We start from the raw sequence: 17,211 nt of genomic DNA on the forward strand, positions 1-17,211 counted from the left end.
ACCGGCACCATCACCGTCCCGGACCTCGCTCCCGCCGAGGGCGCGACGGAGTCCCTCGACACGGGCAGCGTCGCCGTCCGCAAGGGCGCGTCGGTCCTCTTCGGCCGGGGCCTGCTGTACGTCGTCGTCTGGTCGATGCAGCTCGTCGTCTCCTCGCTCATCTCCCCCGTGCTGGCGCACCTCATGCCACCGGCGGAGTTCGGCGTCCTGGCGTCCGCGATCGCCCTCTACCAGGCGCTCGTCGTCCTCGCGGTGATGGGCATCGACCAGGCGTCGGTGCTGCAGCGCGCCGAGGACGGGTCCGACACCCGCGCCCGCGGCCTGCTCGCCGTCGGCATGATCACGGCGAGCGTCGTCACCGTCCTCGCCCTGACGACCATCCCGCTCTGGGGCGACGCCGCCGGGTTCATCGGCAACCACCCGCTGCTCCTCGTCGCCGTGCTGTGGACCGGCCCCGCGGCGATCGTGCAGATCTCCCTCGCGCTCCTCGTCGCGCAGGACCGCATCAAGGTCTTCGCCGTGACGAGCCTGCTGTCCTCGATCGGCGGCTCGATCATCGGGCTCGGACTGCTCACCTTCGTCCGGGCCGACGCCACCACGTACGCGTGGGGCGGCGTCGTCGCGCAGGGCGTGGCGATGGTCATCGGCATCGCGGCGACGAAGCCGCGCCTCGCCGGGCTCCTGGACCGGAAGACGACCGCCAGGGCCTTCCGCCTCGGCATCCCGATCGCCCTCGGCAGCCTGTCCTACTTCGTGCTGAACGCCGGGGACCGCCTCGTCGTGCAGCGCCTGCTCGGCCCGGACGAGGTCGCCCGCTACCAGATCGCCTACGTCGTCGGGTCGGCCGTCATCCTCCTGCTGACCTTCACGAACCAGGCCTGGGCGCCGCACTTCGCCGCCCTCCGTGACGGTGTCGCCCGTCGGCAGCTCGCGATGCACTCCCGCGACGAGCTGTACAAGCTCCTCGCGCCCGTGCTCCTCGCCGTGACGCTCGTGTCGCCGGTCGCGCTGCCGATCCTGGCGCCGGCCTCCTACCGCGTGCAGGACCTCACCGTCGTGGTGTTCGTCGTGGCCATCACCGCCTTCCCGGTCGTCGCGAGCGGTGCCACCGGCCGGCTCCTGCTGGTCGAGCGCCGCGGTGTCGCCGTCGGGGTGATCGGCGCGATCGCCGGCGCCGTCAACATCGGTGCGAACCTGCTCCTGGTGCCGGTCCTCGGCATCGCCGGGGCGGGCGTCGCCACCGTCGTCGCCTACGCCGGGCTCGCCGCCATGCAGCAGTGGGCGCTGTCCGACCGCCGTGAGTGGCGGGGCCCGGAGCTCCGCGTGGTCCTGGTCGTCATCGCATCCCTGGTCGTGGCCGGCATCTCGGTGTTCGTGCCGCAGGACCTGTTCTGGAACTGCGTCCGGGTCGCCGGTGTCCTCGCCTGCATGCCCTGGTTCTTCCGCCGCCTGCGCGCGGCCCGCGGCGGTGTCGCATGAGCCACCGTGGCACCGACCGCCGGCGTCCGCGCCGTCGGCACCGCACCACCGCGACACGGCCCCCACGGGTCGGCATCGTGACGAACGGCCTCGCGATCACGGGCGGCGTGGAACGCTGCGTCCTCGAGGACACCCGCGACCTCGTCGCCGCCGGCCTCGACGTCGAGGTCTGGCACCGTCCTGCGCTCAGCGGCCCCGCCGACGCGGGCCGCGCCCCGTACGACCGGCTCGGCGTCCGTCTGCACCGTGCGAGCGACTACCGCTTCACCCTGCGGTCCGCGTTCGGAGACGCCCTCCGGTTCGTCCGCCAGGGCCTCGCCGTGCGGCGGGCACGCCTCGACGTGCTCTGGCTGAACCGGCCGGAGTTCCTGCCGTGGGGCCGTCTCGTGTCGACGGTCGCCCGTGTCCCGCTCGTGGTCCACCTGCACCACGCGCCGAACTACGCGCGCCTCGGGCTGCTGGCCGGCGGACGCACCGAGTACCTCGCGGTCTCGCACGCGATGGCGCGTGCCTGGGCCGCGGCCGGTGTGCCGCCGCAGCGCATCACCGTCGTCCCGAACGGGGTCGACACCGACGCCTTCCCCGCGTCGACACCGGCCCAGGTGCACGCCGCCCGCGTGGCGCTCGACATCGACGACGCCACGCCCACGGTCCTGTACTACGGGCGGCTCACCCCGTCCAAGGGCGTGCTCGCCCTGCTCGAGGCCTGGGGCCGTGTCCTCGCCGCGGCCTCGGACCGCCTGCCCGTGACGACCGTCACGAGCGGCTCGAGCGGCGCCGGCGCCCCACGCCGCGAGCCCCTCCTGGTGCTCGCCGGCGCGCTCTACCCCGTCGACGCCCCCGCGGTGCAGCGGGCGATCGACGCGCTCCCGGACGGGTCGGTCCTCGTGCTGCCGGAGCGGGACGACGTCGTCCCGCTCCTGCACGCGGCCGACCTCGTCGTCGTGCCGTCGATCGAACCGGAGGGCTTCGGTCGCGTCGTCGTCGAGGCCATGTCCGCCGGACGCCCCGTCGTCGCGGCGGCCTCCGGTGGCACCGGCGAGATCCTCGCGGGCGAGTGGGCACGGTTCACCGTCGACCCCGAGGACACCGCGGCGCTCGCGAAGAAGGTCCTCGACGTCCTCGACGAGGCCGTGCACGACCCCTCCCTCGGCGCACGGTGCCGCGAGTGGGTCCGGGAACACTACGGCCCCGAGCCGCACCTGACGGGGCTGCTCCGCGCGCTGCGCGCCCACGGACGCCGCTGACGCGAGCTCGTCGCGACACGCACAGGTGGCCGGTCCCGTCGGGGCCGGCCATCCGTGCGTGTCGTCACCACCACGACGGACGGGAGGCTCGGTGCACGTCGCGCACCGAGCCTCCCGTCCGTCTGTGTGCCGAGCCGGTCAGCCGGCCGCCGGCTGCGTCGGGACCGGTGACGGCATCGTCGCCTGCGGCGCCGCCCCGTCGGCCGGGACGTCGATCGTCATCCAGTCGATGAGCAGGGAGCCGTCGGCGTCGGCCGGCGGGTTGCCGGCGTTCGAGCCGGCCTGGATGACGAGGTGCATGCGCGCCGTCGGGATGTTCTCCGTCGTGGAGCCGACGACCTCGCCGTCGATGAGGAACGACATCCGCGTCGGGGTCCACTCGATCGTGTAGGTGTGCCAGTCGGCCAGGGACGCCCCGGTCTCCAGGTGCACGCACTTCTCGGCGGGGTCGGCGAGGCAGTGCACGTTCAGCCACGCCGGGGCGCCGAGCGCACCCTCGGGGAAGTCGATCTCGCCGTCCGCCCAGACGTTCTGGTCGCTCCAGAGGAGCATCGCGACGCCGTACCCGGCGACCTCGTCGCTCCGCATCCGCACGGTGTACCGGCCGGAGGTCTGACCGCCCCACCGGCCGTCGATCAGCGGGACGATGCCGCCGGCCAGCGGGGTGCCGGCCTTCGTCGTGCGGAGCCGCATGTCGAGCATGCCGTCGTGGGCCGTGAGGACGTCGGCCTGGTAGCGGCCGGTCCCCGCGGTGTCCGCGAAGCCGTGGTACACGGAGAAGCGGTCGGCGTAGGGCCCCTCGAAGCCGCCGGTGGGCGTGGTGTCGGCGAAGTCCTCGGAGAACACACGATTCCACCCGTCACCGTCGGTGGTCGGCATGGTCACTCCGCTCGGGTCATGGCTGTCACGGTCGGCGGTGCTCGTCACCGACGCGGCGACGACCCCGGCGACCAGCACCAGGGCGCCGACGCCGAGCGCCAGGCGCCGGGCGCCGCGGCTGTGCGCCGGACGGTGGCGTGCGAGCCCCTCAGCGTGGGCCGGTGCGGCCCCGTGCGCCGCGGCGGCGTCGTCGTCGACCGGTGGGTCGTCGAGCGACGTGTCCGTCACCGGACTCCCCACGCGCGGATCTCCGAGAGCCCGACGTTCGTGGTGCTGTTCGACACCCCGGTCGTGGTGAAGCGGACCCACTTCACGTTCCGCGCGCTGAAGTCGACGGTGAGCGCCGAGCCGTCGTCCGGCAGCGACCCGACCTGCACCTGGCTGCCGTCCGAGAACGTCAGGGTGCCGCTCGTGATGTGGTCGGACAGGTTCGGCCGGTCGTTCAGGACGATGCGCTGCAGGGAGACCGACGACGACCAGTCCAGCTGGTACCAGACGCCGGTGCGGCCCCACGGAGCCACCCACTCGGCGGCCGAGTTCTTCGGGTAGCCGGAGACGATGCCGTCGACGCCCTTCGCGACGGTCTGGCCGTCGGCGGGGTTGTCCCACGCGGCGGTCGGGGTCGCGCTGCCGGTGATGTCGACCGACGTCGGGGTCGGCGTCGGGGTCGGTGTGCCCGTCGGGGTCGCGGTGGGCGTCCCCGTCGGCGTCGCGGTCGGGGTCGGCGTCGGGGTGGACGACGACGTGGCCGGGCCGTAGACGCGGATCTCGGAGAGGCCGACGTTGCGGGTGGTGCTGCTGACGGCCGTGACCGTGAACCGGGCCCACGTGACCTTCCTGGCGGTGAACGCCAGGCGGGTCACGGCGCCGCCGTTGTCGAGCGACGGGACGGTCAGGCTCGAGCCGTCGGAGAACGTCAGGGTGCCGCCGGTGACCTGGTCGTCGGCGTTGGGACGGTCGGCCAGGTCGACCTCGCCGATGCTCGTCGCGCCGGACCAGCCGAGCTGGATCCAGGTGCCGACACCGCCCCACGGGACGGCCCACTCGGCGCTCGGGGCGTCGGGGTAGCCGCTGAAGACGCCGTCGACGGCCTTCTTCGCCGTCTGGCCGTCGGCCGCGTTCTCACCGCTGGCCGTGACGGTCGCCGTGCCGGTGACGTCGGTGCCGCGGGTCGGGCTGGTCGGCTCGGTCGGCGTGGTGCCGCCCGGGGTCGTGGGGTTCCCGGGGGTCGTCGGGACGCTCGAGCCGGCGGTGTACTGGCGGCTCAGCCACGAGCCCTCCGGCTTCGAGGAGCAGGCCTGCCACGAGGCACAGGTCTCCCCGTCGTGCGCGGCGTACGTGTAGAAGACGGCGCCCTTGGCGTCGGTCTGCGCCTGGGTGAGGTTCGACGGACGGTTCGCGATCGGGTACCCCATGTACCCGGTGAACGCGTGCGTGCCCGTGTACTGCTGCTGCACCTGGTTGGTCAGGTAGCCGATCGTGTGGTGGTCGCTGTGGTCGCCGTCGCCGTAGCTGCCCACCTGGTCGAGGGTGTGGACGTCGGTCGGGGCGAAGTCCTGCATGACCCCGAGCAGCGTGGCCTTCAGCTGCGGCAGGGTGTAGGTCGTGGGCTGGGCCGCACCGGTGAGCGTGTGCATCGTCGTGATGCCGCCCTGGTACAGCTTCTGCAGGCTCTCGCTGCCGTCCGCGGCGAAGCCCGAGCCGTCGACGTTGCCGTCGGGGAGCTCCAGGAACACCAGGCTGAGGCGGGGGTTCGTGGTGAGCGTCGCGGTGCGGAGCGTCTTGCCGGCCGTGGTGAGGGTGCCGGACGCCCACTGCGGGGAGACCCCGGCCAGGTTCGCGTAGGCGGCCATCAGGCCGTCCTCGCGGCCCTGCCAGTACCAGGCGGGCTTGCCGGCGTCGCCCCCGGTGACGACGACGGAGCGCACGCAGCGCCCGGCGTCGACGTCGGTGCGGAGCGCGGTGCCGTCGAAGAGCAGGTCGTCGTCGGCGTGGGCCACGACGGTCAGCACCCGGCCGGCGCTGCAGTCGGCCGCGCCGCTGGCCGTGGTGCCGGTCGCCCGGGTGACCGCGGCCGTGCTGTACGTCGTCGTGCCGGACGTCGTCGACGCTGACGGCGTCCTGGTCGCACCGGTCCACGCGTTCGCGGCGACGGGGCCGACCACGAGGCCGACGACGGCGACCGCGGCGACGAGGACGGCCGCGACGGGCGCGGCGATCCCTCGCCGCGCCCGTCGGTGCCTGGCCCTACTCGGCGCCATGACGCAGTCCCGCCGGGCTCAGCTGGTACATCGCGGTGGTGCCGGAGGACCAGACGCGCTCCCAGTACGGGGACTTCGCCATCGCCGCGCCGAGCTGCTGGTAGTCGGCGTCGCTCTGGTAGCCGTAGCGCTCGTCGTAGGCGCCGAAGGGCTCCGCCACCAGGGCGTAGTACTTCGTGGCGGGCCAGGTGCTGACGAGGTCGCGGGTCATCTTCGACACGTCGCCGGTGGCGTCGTACGAGCCCGCCGAGTCCGGGTAGGCCCCGAGGACCTCGCGGGACAGGTAGTTCACGTCGAAGTACCGGGAGCCGGTGTTGCTCGGCACGGCGTTCGCGGAGCCGGTCAGGAGCATCAGGGAGCCCTTCGGCGCGGTGCGGTCGTAGAGCTGCGTCGCCTCGGACTGGCTCCGCGTGGGGACGCGGTTCCAGTCGAGCGCGGTCTGGCCGAACGCCCCGACCGCGACGAGCGCCGCGACCCCGGCGGCCGCCACCGCGTACTTGACGGCGGTCGGACGCATCGAGCGTTCCACCAGGCGACCGGACCAGGCGAGGCGACCGGCAGGAGCCGGGAGCGCCGCGGCGAGGATCGCGATCCACGGGGTGGCGAACAGGACGACGCGGAAGATGCCCTCCTGGCCGTAGTTCGTCGCGACGAGCAGCGAGATCGGGCTCGCCGCTGCCGCCAGGAGCCCCCAGTGCAGCCGGTCACGGCGGAGCAGGACGGTGATGAGCGCGATCAGCCCGAGCACGATGAGCGCGGCGGCCGGGATGTCGAACGCCAGGCGCGTGACGAGCGGCTTCGGGAGCACCGTCATGTCGTGCGACGGGGGCTGCACGTTGTCGAGCACGCGGCCGACGGCGGCGAGCGAGAGGAACTTGCCGAGGACGTCGTCGTTGAGCAGCGCGAACACCACCGCGGGGACGAGGACCACGACCGGCAGCCACCACGGGCGGAGCAGGCGGAAGACGACCAGGGTGACCAGCGCCGCGACCGTCAGGTACGGCGAGATCTGGTGCGTCACGGCGAGGACGATGGCGATGCCGCCGATCGCGATGATCCGGGACAGCCCGACCTTGCGGGCACGCAGCGTCTCCACGGCCTCGCCGTCGGCACCGGTCACGACCGCGGTGCGGAGCTGGCCGGTGGCGAGCACCAGGATCACGATCGACATCAGGATGCCGGTCGACTGCGGGGAGAAGTACGTCGTGTTCAGCGAGCCGGTCATCGCGGTCAGGAACGCCGCGATCCACGGGCGACGGGCACCGGGCAGCCAGCTGGCCGCGAGGACACCCACCGCGATGGTGGTGCTGAAGGCCAGGAGCACGGGGAACCAGGCGGCGATGAGCATCGTGTTGACGATGCCCCCGACGTCGGCGACCCACGCGCCGGCGGCGAACAGCCCCGACCAGGTCTGGAAGATGTCGGCGGTCGGGTTCGTGCCGCCGTAGCGGCGGATGTACTCGAGGACGCCGATGTGCCGCGCTGCCGCGGTCACGGTCGGCATGCCGTAGGTGATCGCCTGGGCGAGCTGCACGACCCCGCCGAGGACCACGACGGGCACGGCCACGCCACGTCCGCGGACGAGCGCCACGACGGCCGCCGCGACGATGACCAGGAGGCCGATGGCGAGTCCCGGACCGAGCGAGCCGAACAGGCCGGCCGGGACGGGGTCACCGACGTGGGTGAGCGCGGAGACGACCACGATCGTGAGGCCGACGAGCGTCAGCGCGGTGACGGTCGCCGTGGTGCCCCAGCGGGCGCGGAGCGTGCCCTCGGGAGCGGCGAGGCGGCTGCGGCGCAGGTCGGCGACGTCCCGCGGGACGGCGATCGCGACGGCGAGGGCCGTCAGCACCGTGACACCGACGAACGGCACGACCGGTGCCCAGATGTGGAAGGTCGCCATCGTGTAGCCGATGCCGATCGTGCCGACGAGCGACGCGGTCACCGCGAAGGCCGCGAACCGTGCCAGCGGCATCGGGCGGACGAGCAGCAGCGGGGCGACCCCGAGCAGCGCGAAGAGGTAGACGGCGATGGCGCTGGCGCGCAGCACGGGCAGCCCGGCGAGGGTGCCGATCGCGGCGAGGAGCAGCGTCGCCATGACGACGCCGGCGGCGACGAGCCGCGCGACGGGGCCCATGGCGCCGTTCTCGACGGTGCGTGCGGGACCGGCGGTGCTCAGGCCGCGCTGCAGCTCGTGTCGGCCACGGGCGGTGCGGTCGATCGTGCCGGCGCCGCCGAGGCGTTCGCGGAGTGCCAGGAACGGTGCGGTCAGCACGGAGCGTCGCTCGACCCCGCGCAGGCGGTGCTTCGTCGCGCGGAACTCCGCGTCGACGGCGTCCGCCGGCACGGCGCCGGTGTCGGCGTCCGGCTCGACACCCGTCGCACGGCGTGCGAGCGCGTCGACGTCAGAGGCGTGGTCGCCCTGCTCGAGGCCGAGCCGTGCGAAGGCGCTGACGGCCCCGGGCGCGGCGTCGACCGACGCGGCGAGCGTCTCCCGGTCGAAGGCGTTCTTGGTCATCCATGCTCCGAGTCCGTGGCCGTGCGCCGCAGCTGCCGCACGGAGCGACGCGACGTCGTCCGCTGAGCGCTGCCAGACGATGGCGGCCGGTTCGACGGCGATCGCGGAGCCCGCGAACAGCAGTCGGGTGAAGAGGTCGAGGTCGTCGCCACCGCCGACGCGGGTCCCCGGACCGAAGGCGGTGTCGAAACCACCCATCCGGAGGACGGTCGCGCGGTGCACGGCGAGGTTGCCGCCGGTGCCGTAAGCGGACGCGGCGAAGGGGTGCAGCGGGCCGCCGTCCTGCTCGTCGTCGCGACGGATCACCCGGCGGCGGACGGTGCGGGCGGCCGGCGTGCGGTCGTCGTGCCAGCGCTGCGCGGGGGTGCGCAGCTCGGCGCTCGGGACCAGCCCGGTGACACAGGCCACGTCGGCGTCGGCGGCGAAGGCGGACGCGGTGGCCGAGAGCCACCCCTCGTCCACGATCGCGCCCTCGTCGAGGAACGCGACGACCTCACCGGTGGCGGCGAGGAGTCCGGCGTTCCGGGCGGCGGCGAGGCCGCCGGTCGGTGCGGCGATCGTCGTCACGCGGCGGCCGTCGATGGTGACGACCGTGTCGTCCCCGTCCTCGGCGGCGTCCGAGACGACGACCACGTCGAAGTCGTCGTGGCGCACCGCGAGCAGCGAGCGCATCGTCTGGTCGGCGGCGCCGTCGGTGCAGAGCACCACGGTGACGGACGGCAGCACCTGGTCTGCTGCCGGCCGTGTCACGGGTGCGGACATCGGGCGGATCGCACGCTGGAGCGTGCGGACGTCGATCGTCGCGCCGATGCGTCGGCGTTCGGTGACCTCCGTCTCGACGAAGCCGAGCGGCTCGCCGTGGTCACGCACGAGGAGCCGTGCGCGTCGGTAGCCCTCGGCCCCGCGGAGCGCGATGACGTCCCGGTGGCTCGAGGCGTGCACGTCGGCACGGTCGACCTCGCCGACCCACACGGCGCCGTCCCACGTCGGGAACAGCGGCCCTGCCACGATCGGCGAGATGACCATCGCCAGGGTGGAACGGGTCACGGCGCACCGACGGTCTGCGGCGCCTTGACCGGGGCGGCCGGCGACACGACGACGCCACCCAGGACCCGACCGACGGCGTAGCCGGTGATCGTGGACGCCACGGAGAGCGCGATCGCGAACGCACGGGTCCCACCGCCGCGTCCGAGCCCGCCGAGTTCCCGCAGCAGCGCGCCGGGGAGCACCTTCGTCAGGTACGTCGACTCGCTCGAGAGGGAGTCACCCGTGCCGACACGACGGCTGAGGACGGCCTTGGAGATGCCCTCGTAGTAGCTGCGGCGACGGACGTAGCGCATCTCGACGCGGTCCGGGGACACACGGTGCGAGACGTTGGAGCGCGGTTCGTAGCGGATGCGGGAGGAGGGCTTCGCCTGGGCGATGCGGATGCAGAGCTCCGTCTCCTCGCAGCCGAGCGGCTGGTTGCCGACACGGCCGATGCCGGAGCGGAACCCGCCCGCGGCGAGCAGCACGTCACGGCGGAAGGCCATGCTCGACCCGATGACGTTGCGCACGTCGCCGGCCGCGGTGGGCAGACCGGCGTAGCTGCAGCCGACGATCCAGAGCAGCTCGGCCGGGTACGGGCCAGCGCCGGTCGTGGTGGGCCAGGACGGCGTGGCACGGCCGCCGACGCCGACGACGTCGGGGAGCTCGAGCGCTGCGACGAGGTGCTGCAGCCAGTCGGCGTCCGCCGTGGCGTCGTCGTCGAGGAACGCGACGACATCGGCGTCCGTCAGGGCGACACCGGTGTTGCGGGCCCCGGACAGGCCGCGGTCCTCGGAGTTCTCGACGACCCGCAGCTCGGGCCAGCGGGCCTTCGCGCGGAGGTACAGCTCGGGCTCGTGGTCGATCACGACGACGACCTCGGTCGCCTCGGGCTGACGCTTGGCCGACTCGACGGAGTCCTGCAGGTCGCCCCAGCGCTGCTGGGTGTACGCGCAGATGACGACCGCGACGGTCGGGGCGGTCACGCCGCTTCCTCGTCGAGCGCGGGCACGGCGGTCGGGACGGCGCGGGTGACGGGGGCCATGCGGGCGCGGGCAGCGGCCTCGGAGACGCGGCGACGCTCGTGCATGATCGACTTCAGCACGCGGATGCCGTCGGAGATGGCGTTCAGGTTGCTGGTGCCGTGCACGCGGAGCTTCTCGTGGCTCGGGACCTCGGAGATCACCAGGTCCGCGGCGGACCAGCGGCAGGTGAGGATGGTCTCGATCTCGAAGCCGTCGCCCCACAGCATCGAGCCGTCGGTCGGCTTCGGCAGCGTCGAGGACAGCAGGCCGATCTTGGGCAGCGTGTCGGCCCAGAAGGCGTTGTAGCCGTAGCAGAGGTCCGTGTAGCGCGCGCCGAGCAGGACGTTGCTGACGACGTTCAGGCCACGGTTGCCCAGGCTTCGGACGATCGTGATGTCGTCGCTGCCCCCACCGAGGGCGTAGCGGGTGCCCTTCGCGACGTCGGCGCCGGCGACGAGCGCGTCGACGAAGCGCGGGATCTCGTCGGGGTCGGCGGAGCAGTCGGCGTCGAACATGACGACGACGTCGCCGGTGACGGCTTCGAAACCGCAGACCAGGGCGTTGCCCTTGCCCTTGCGGGTCTGCTGCACGACCTTGATCGACGGCATCAGGCGCTGGGCCGTGGCGATGGTGTCGTCGACCGAGTTGCCGTCGACGAGGATCACCTCGTACACGGGCGGGAGCTTCGGGAGGATGATCTCGAGGTTCCTCGCTTCGTTCCGAGCGGGGATGACGACCGAGACGCGGGGGTCTCGGGGTCGGGAGGTGCTGGCGGACATGGTGCTCCTGTCGGGTTCAGGGGGCATACGGATGAGTTCGTGGGAAGCGAACGGTCGTCCGTGGGTGACGGAGGACGAGACGCTGAGACGTCGGCGACGATGCCTGCGGAGTCGAGTGCCCCCGCCTGGTGGTGGGGAACGGGGGTGCGCCGTTCCCTGGTGATTCCCACCATCGCGGCGGCAGCAGTGAGGGTCAATGCGATGTGCGGTCCCTTGCGGACCCCCGAGTGCGGATACGGAAACCCGCAACGGCCCGCGGTGCGCCGGGCGCGACCAACGGACGGGAGGCTCGTGGCGGCGTCGCCACGAGCCTCCCGTCCGCTCTGTGTGGGCCCTAGGGCCGCGCGTCAGCCGGCGCGAGCGCCTCGCGGAGCACCGCCGCCAGTTCGGCCACGTGCGGCTCGCGCAGGAGCGAGCTGTGCTCGCTCTCGATCCGCACGGTGCGCGTGTCACCGCGGAGGACGGCGGACCAGCCCTGCACGTCGGGGTTGCCGTCCGCGAGGACGAACGTCGACCGCCCGTGGTACGGCGTGGCCGTGTGCCGTCGGGTGACGAGCTCCGCCTGGTCGAAGAAGGCGTCGAAGTCCTTCTGCCCGCCGAAGCGCAGCACGCCGGCGCCGTAGGCCCGCAGGCGACGACCGAACAGGTCGCCCCACGGCAGGCCGGACGGCATGATCCGCTTGGTGACCCGGTCGAGCCCGCGCTTGACGGACCGCACGGTCGAGTTCTGGGGCTCCCGCTGCTCGATCCGTCCGAAGTGCAGCTGGGCGCTCTCGGAGCGGGTGCGGGGCAGGTAGGTGTCGAGCAGGGCCACGTGGTCGACCTGCTCCCCCGCCTCCGTCAGCATCTTCGCGACCTCGAGCGCGATGAGCCCGCCGAGGGAGTGGCCGACGAGCAGGTACGGGCCGTGCGGCTGGACGATGCGCATCAGGGCGATGTAGCGACGGGCGGCGCGGGCGATGCTCCAGTCCGGCAGGCCACGGCGCTCGATGCCGTGCTGCTGCAGGGCGTAGACGTCGTGGTCGGGCAGGTACCGGGACAGCGGCAGGAACGTCAGCGCGAGGGCCCCGCCGCCGGACAGGCAGAACACCGGCGGGTGGCCGGGGTTCCTGGCCTCGGCGACCTTCACGATGTCAGGGTGGCTCGGCAGCGCGCTGGCGCCGGACCGGACGTGCCGGGCGAACGAGCGCAGCGTCGGGTGCTCGAGCAGCTCCGAGGCGCGGAGGTCCACGCCGAGGCGCTCCTGCACGATCGCGAGCATCTCCTCGGCCGACAGCGAGTCGCCGCCGAGCGCCGAGAAGTCCTCGTCGAGGTGCACGCCGCGGAGGCCGAGGACCTCGGCCCAGATCTGACCGACGACGAGCTCCCACTGGTCGTACTCGCCCTCGACCATCTCGACCTCGATCGCCGGCGCACTCGGCAGCTCGGTCCGGTCGACCTTCCCGCGCTCGGTGCGGGGCAGCGCGGGCATCGGCACGATCGTCGCCGGCACCATGTACTCGGGCAGGACGTCGCGGAGGGCACGGCGGATCGCGGCGGGCGACGGGGTGCGGCGTCCGGGGCGGCCCACGACGTAGGCGACCAGCCGGGTGACGGCGGGCGGTTCGACGAGCGCGGTGACGGCCACGTCGTGGACCTCCTCGAGCCCGCGGATGGCGGCCTCGATCTCGCTCGGCTCGACGAGGTACCCACGCACCTTGACGGCGTCGTCGGAGCGGCCGAGCAGCACGATGCAGCCGTCGGGCTCCATGCGGGCCAGGTCGCCCTGCCGCCAGGTCGGGACGCCGTCGGCGCTGACACCGGCGTGCTCTGCGGTCTTCTCGGGCGCGCCCCAGTAGCCGGAGGTCAGGCCCGCGGACTCGACGAGCAGCTGGCCGGCCTCACCGACGGGGGCGGGGGTGCCGTCCTCGCGGACGATCGTCACGTGCTTGTTCGGCAGGGCGTAGCCGGCGGGGACGACCCCGGACGGGGCGACGTCGCCGGGGGCCACGGGGAAGAACGCGACGCAGCCCATCTCGCTCGCGCCCAATGCGTTCCACACCGTGGTGGTGTCGCTGAGGACGGGGCGCGCGGCGACGACGTCGGAGCCGCTGATGGCCTCGCCGCTCGTGACGACGACACGGAGCGCCTTCGTCGCGGCGAGGCGGGTCTCCTGGCCGGGGCCCTGCAGCACCCGGTCCTGCGTCACGCTCGACACGATGGACCGGAGCAGGTGCGGGGTGCAGACGAGGACGTTGACACCCTCGGCGGACATCCGCTCGAGGACCCGGTCCGTGCCGAGGTCGCGGGGGTCGAGCAGCACGACGGCGCCGCCGTTGAGCAGCGTGCTGAAGCCGAACAGGAAGCCGGCCGCGAACGACAGCGGCATCACGAGCGCCAGCCGGTCCCCGGGGGCGGTGCCGATCGCGACGGCGTCCTGCTCGACGTTGTCGAGCTGCTGCTGGTGCGTGATGGCGACGCCCTTGGGCATGCCGGTGGAGCCGGAGGTGAACGCGAGGACGAGGGGGTCGCTCGCGCCGGGGCGGCTCGTGGTGGTGGGGGCCGTCGTGTCGCTGGCGGTCGCCGTGGGGGTGGCGGTGGCGTCGCTGGCGGTCGCGTCGCCCGTGGGCTCAGGCCGGCCTGCCTCGGCGTCCGCCAGCAGGGTGTGCAGGTCGTGCACCACGCCGTCGCCACCGAGCACGGCGGATGCCGCAGCCGAGCGCTCGGCGTCGGCGAGCACCTCGGTGACCCCGGCGAGCTCCACGACGTGCCGCAGACGGGCGGCGGGCAGGTGGTCGTCGAGGACCACCACGAGGCGCTCCGCCATGACGAGCGCGAGGATCCCGACGACCGCCTCGGTCGTCTGTCCGGCCATCACGCCGATCGGGACCGGGGCGCCGCCCGGGGTCGGACCCGTGCCCGTGCCGGTGTGGTCGTCCGGTCGCAGTCGCTCCCCGAGGTGGAGCGCGAGCGAACGGGCCAGGCCGTCCGCCTGGACGAAGCTCAGCTGCCGACCCTCGCCCGCGAGTGCCGGCGCATCCGGGTGTGCTGCCACGACCCGTGCCCAGCGGTCCACGACGGAGTGGTCCGCGGCGGCGGGGACGGCAGCGGTGTACGCCCAGGGGTGTCGGGTCTCGGGTGCTGTTGTCGTCAAGGAGGTGCCCTCAGGGATCGTCGGGAGACCGGTGGCTCCGGCTCACTCCAACGGACACTAGGTCGGATCATCACCCTCGTTCCAGGGGTGCCGACGCCCGTGCGGACATCCTGCGGTTCTGCGCATCGTCGCGACTCCCCCAGAACCGACTGCGAAACAGCGCAGAACGGGCTGCGAACCCGCGCAGACTCCGGCGCCCTGACGCGCACGGACGATCACCGGGCGAGCCGGGGGTGGAACGCGAACAGCCCCCGGGAAGACCCGGGGGCTGTTCGTCAGTCTGGCTGGGGTACCTGGACTCGAACCAAGAACGACGGTACCAGAAACCGCTGTGTTGCCAATTACACCATACCCCAAGAGGCCTGTCGGCCTCGCGCCCCGTTGTCCGGGGCACGGTCATCTACTGTACATGATCCCGGGGGTCCGCGAGACCACCGACGAGGTCGCGGTGCACGGCGGCAGCCGTCGTCGCCCCGTGACCGGCCGCGACGATGAGCTGCTCGGGGCCCGGCGGCGTGACGTCCCCCACCGCGTACAGCCCGGGCACACTGGTCCGGCCCACCCGGTCGACGACGACGAGGCCCTCGTCGTCACGCTCCAACGCGGCGTCGACCCAGTCCAGGTCGACGTGCCACGTCGGCCGGACGAACCCGCCCGTGCGCGGCTCCACGTGCCCGTCTGCGAGCCGGACGCCGGTCATCCCGGACCGGTCCCCCTCGAGGTCGGCGACGGGCCGCTCCTCGACGCGCACGCCCGCAGCGGCCAGGCGAGCACGGCCGTCCTCGTCGAGCGGCGCGACGCCGTTCGTGAACACCACGAGGTCGTCCGTCCACGAGGCGATGAGCAGCGCGCGGGCGACCACGTCGGGCGTCTCGCAGATGAACGCCAGCGACTGCCCGGCCTTGTCGTACCCGTCGCACTCGACGCAGCTGTGCATCGCACTGCCGTAGAACGCGCGCAGCGACGGCAGCGCGGGGAACTCCTCCCGGAGCCCCGTGGCGACGACCACCGTGCGCGCCACGGCCTCGACCTCGGCGCCGCGCCAGGTGCCGTGCAGCCGCCAACCGGAGTCGTCGGGCTGCACGCGGTCGACGATGGCCTGCACGACCGTCGCCTCGGGGTACTGCTCGACCTCCGTGCGCCCGAGCTTGCGCAGCTCGAGCGGCGAGATGCCGTCCCGGGTCAGGAACCCGTGCGACCGCAGCGTGGCGGCGTTCCGAGGACGATTGGCGTCGACCAGCAGCACGGTCCGCTTCGCCCGCACCAGGTTCAGCGCGGCACTGAGCCCGGCCGGCCCCGCGCCGATGACCGCGACGTCGTGGACCGTCTGCCCGTGCTCGTCCATGCCGTCCGCGTCGTCTCAGCGAGCCGCGAGGGCGCGCAGTCGGGCGAGCGTGGAGTCCTTGCCGAGGATCTCCATCGACTCGAACAGCGGCGGGCTGATCCGACGACCGGAGACCGCGACGCGCAGGGGTCCGAACGCCACGCGGGGCTTCAACCCGAGTCCGTCGATGAGCGCCGTGCGGAGCGCCGCCTCGATCGACTCCGTGCGCCAGTCCTCGACGCCCTCGAGCGCGGTGGTGCTGGCCTGCAGGACCTCGGTCGGGTCGCCCTTGAGGCTGGCGAGGGCGTCGTCCTCGACCACCAGGTCGTCGTCGGCGGTGAAGAGGAACCCGAGCATCCCGGGCGCCTCCCCCAGGAGCTGCACGCGCTCCTGCACGAGCGGCGCCGCCAGCTCGAGGACACGCTCCTGCTCCGGCGTCGCGGGCACGTCGACGTAGGCGGTCAGGTAGGGCTTCAGGCGGTCGCGGAAGTCGGCCGGGTCGAGCAGCCGGATGTGGTCACCGTTGATGGCCTCGGCCTTCTTGTGGTCGAAGCGCGCCGGGTTCGGGTTGACGTCGGCGACGTCGAACGCCTGCACCATCTCCTCGATCGAGAACACGTCGCGGTCGGGTCCGATCGACCAGCCGAGCAGCGCGAGGTAGTTCATGAGCCCCTCGGGGATCATGCCGGCGGCACGGTGGTGGAACAGGTTCGACTCGGGGTCGCGCTTGGAGAGTTTCTTGTTCCCCTCACCCATGACGAACGGCAGGTGCCCGAACACCGGGATGAACTCCGTCAGCCCGATCTCGAACAGCGCCTCGTACAGGGCGATCTGTCGCGGTGTCGACGACAGCAGGTCCTCGCCGCGGAGCACGTGGGTGATTCCCATCAGCGCGTCGTCGAGCGGGTTCGTGAACGTGTACAGGGGCTTGCCGTTCGGACGCACCACGACGAAGTCGGGGAAGGTCCCCTGCTTGAAGGTGATTTCCCCACGGACCAGGTCCTGGAAGCTCAGGTCGCGGTCCGGCACGCGGAGCCGCAGCGCCGGCGCCCGGCCCTGGTCGCGGAACGCCTGACGCTGCTCGTCGGTGAGGTCGCGCTCGTGGTTGTCGTAGCCCTGCTTCGGGTCACGGCCGGCTGCGACGTTGCGGGCCTCCATCTCCTCGGGCGTGACGAAGGACTCGTACACGTGCCCGGAGGCCTGGAGCTTCGCGATGACGTCCTCGTACACGTCCGTGCGCTCCGACTGCCGGTACGGCCCGTGTGGTCCCCCGACCTCGACGCCCTCGTCCCAGTCGAGCCGGAGCCAACGCAGCGCGTCGATGAGCTGCTCGTAGGACTCCTCGCTGTCCCGGGCGGCGTCGGTGTCCTCGATGCGGAACACGAGCTTGCCGCCGGTGTGCCGGGCGTAGGCCCAGTTGAACAGGGCGGTCCGCACGAGTCCGACGTGCGGTGTGCCCGTCGGGGACGGGCAGAAACGGACGCGGACATCGGACCCGGTGGCAGTGGTGAAAGGCGCAGTCATGACGGCTTCGATCCTA

The 17,211-nt window shown here is 72.9% G+C and carries 10 protein-coding genes and 1 tRNA gene; 2 read left to right on the top strand and 9 right to left on the bottom strand.

The annotated features are described in order from the left end of the window. On the top strand, positions 1–1,479 hold a 1,479-nt coding region (locus OXR63_RS17335), incomplete at its 5' end, for a lipopolysaccharide biosynthesis protein (protein WP_267425376.1). A 77-nt stretch (positions 1,480–1,556) separates the two neighbouring features. Continuing rightward, complete coding sequence (locus tag OXR63_RS17340) at positions 1,557–2,726, top strand: glycosyltransferase family 4 protein (protein WP_267425377.1); 1,170 nt, start codon at positions 1,557–1,559, stop codon at positions 2,724–2,726. 138 nt (positions 2,727–2,864) lie between these two features. Here OXR63_RS17340 and OXR63_RS18505 read toward each other — a convergent pair whose 3' ends face one another. The 9 genes from OXR63_RS18505 to gltX all read right to left on the bottom strand — a co-directional run bounded on the left by OXR63_RS18505 (position 2,865) and on the right by gltX (position 17,195). Continuing rightward, on the bottom strand, positions 2,865–3,833 hold the full coding sequence (locus tag OXR63_RS18505; protein WP_267425379.1) for a glycoside hydrolase family 16 protein: 969 nt from the start codon (positions 3,831–3,833) through the stop codon (positions 2,865–2,867). Next, positions 3,830–5,866: a DUF7402 domain-containing protein gene (locus OXR63_RS17350; RefSeq protein ID WP_267425380.1), complete on the bottom strand. Its 2,037-nt coding sequence runs from the start codon at positions 5,864–5,866 to the stop codon at positions 3,830–3,832. Before OXR63_RS17350 ends, OXR63_RS18505 begins: the two co-directional genes overlap by 4 nt. Beyond that, complete coding sequence (locus OXR63_RS17355; RefSeq protein ID WP_267425382.1) at positions 5,853–9,431, bottom strand: glycosyltransferase; 3,579 nt, start codon at positions 9,429–9,431, stop codon at positions 5,853–5,855. Before OXR63_RS17355 ends, OXR63_RS17350 begins: the two co-directional genes overlap by 14 nt. Continuing rightward, on the bottom strand, positions 9,428–10,396 hold the full coding sequence (locus tag OXR63_RS17360; protein ID WP_267425384.1) for a glycosyltransferase family 2 protein: 969 nt from the start codon (positions 10,394–10,396) through the stop codon (positions 9,428–9,430). Before OXR63_RS17360 ends, OXR63_RS17355 begins: the two co-directional genes overlap by 4 nt. Then, complete coding sequence (locus OXR63_RS17365) at positions 10,393–11,214, bottom strand: glycosyltransferase family 2 protein (protein WP_194625342.1); 822 nt, start codon at positions 11,212–11,214, stop codon at positions 10,393–10,395. Before OXR63_RS17365 ends, OXR63_RS17360 begins: the two co-directional genes overlap by 4 nt. Before the next feature lie 334 nt (positions 11,215–11,548). Next, positions 11,549–14,347 carry a non-ribosomal peptide synthetase gene (locus OXR63_RS17370; RefSeq protein WP_267425390.1) on the bottom strand — a complete coding sequence of 933 codons (2,799 nt, stop codon included), beginning with the start codon at positions 14,345–14,347 and terminating at the stop codon, positions 11,549–11,551. 281 nt (positions 14,348–14,628) lie between these two features. Continuing rightward, a tRNA-Gln gene (locus OXR63_RS17375) sits at positions 14,629–14,703 on the bottom strand. A gap of 44 nt (positions 14,704–14,747) precedes the next feature. Continuing rightward, complete coding sequence (locus tag OXR63_RS17380) at positions 14,748–15,692, bottom strand: NAD(P)/FAD-dependent oxidoreductase (RefSeq protein ID WP_267425393.1); 945 nt, start codon at positions 15,690–15,692, stop codon at positions 14,748–14,750. 15 nt (positions 15,693–15,707) lie between these two features. Continuing rightward, the gene (gene gltX, locus OXR63_RS17385) at positions 15,708–17,195 is read right to left on the bottom strand and encodes a glutamate--tRNA ligase (protein ID WP_267425395.1); all 1,488 of its coding nucleotides are present in this window, start codon (positions 17,193–17,195) and stop codon (positions 15,708–15,710) included. Positions 17,196–17,211 lie beyond the last annotated feature (16 nt).

It is taken from the genome of Curtobacterium sp. GC_Cur_3, from assembly GCF_026544205.1.
In the GTDB taxonomy this organism is placed as follows: domain Bacteria; phylum Actinomycetota; class Actinomycetes; order Actinomycetales; family Microbacteriaceae; genus Curtobacterium.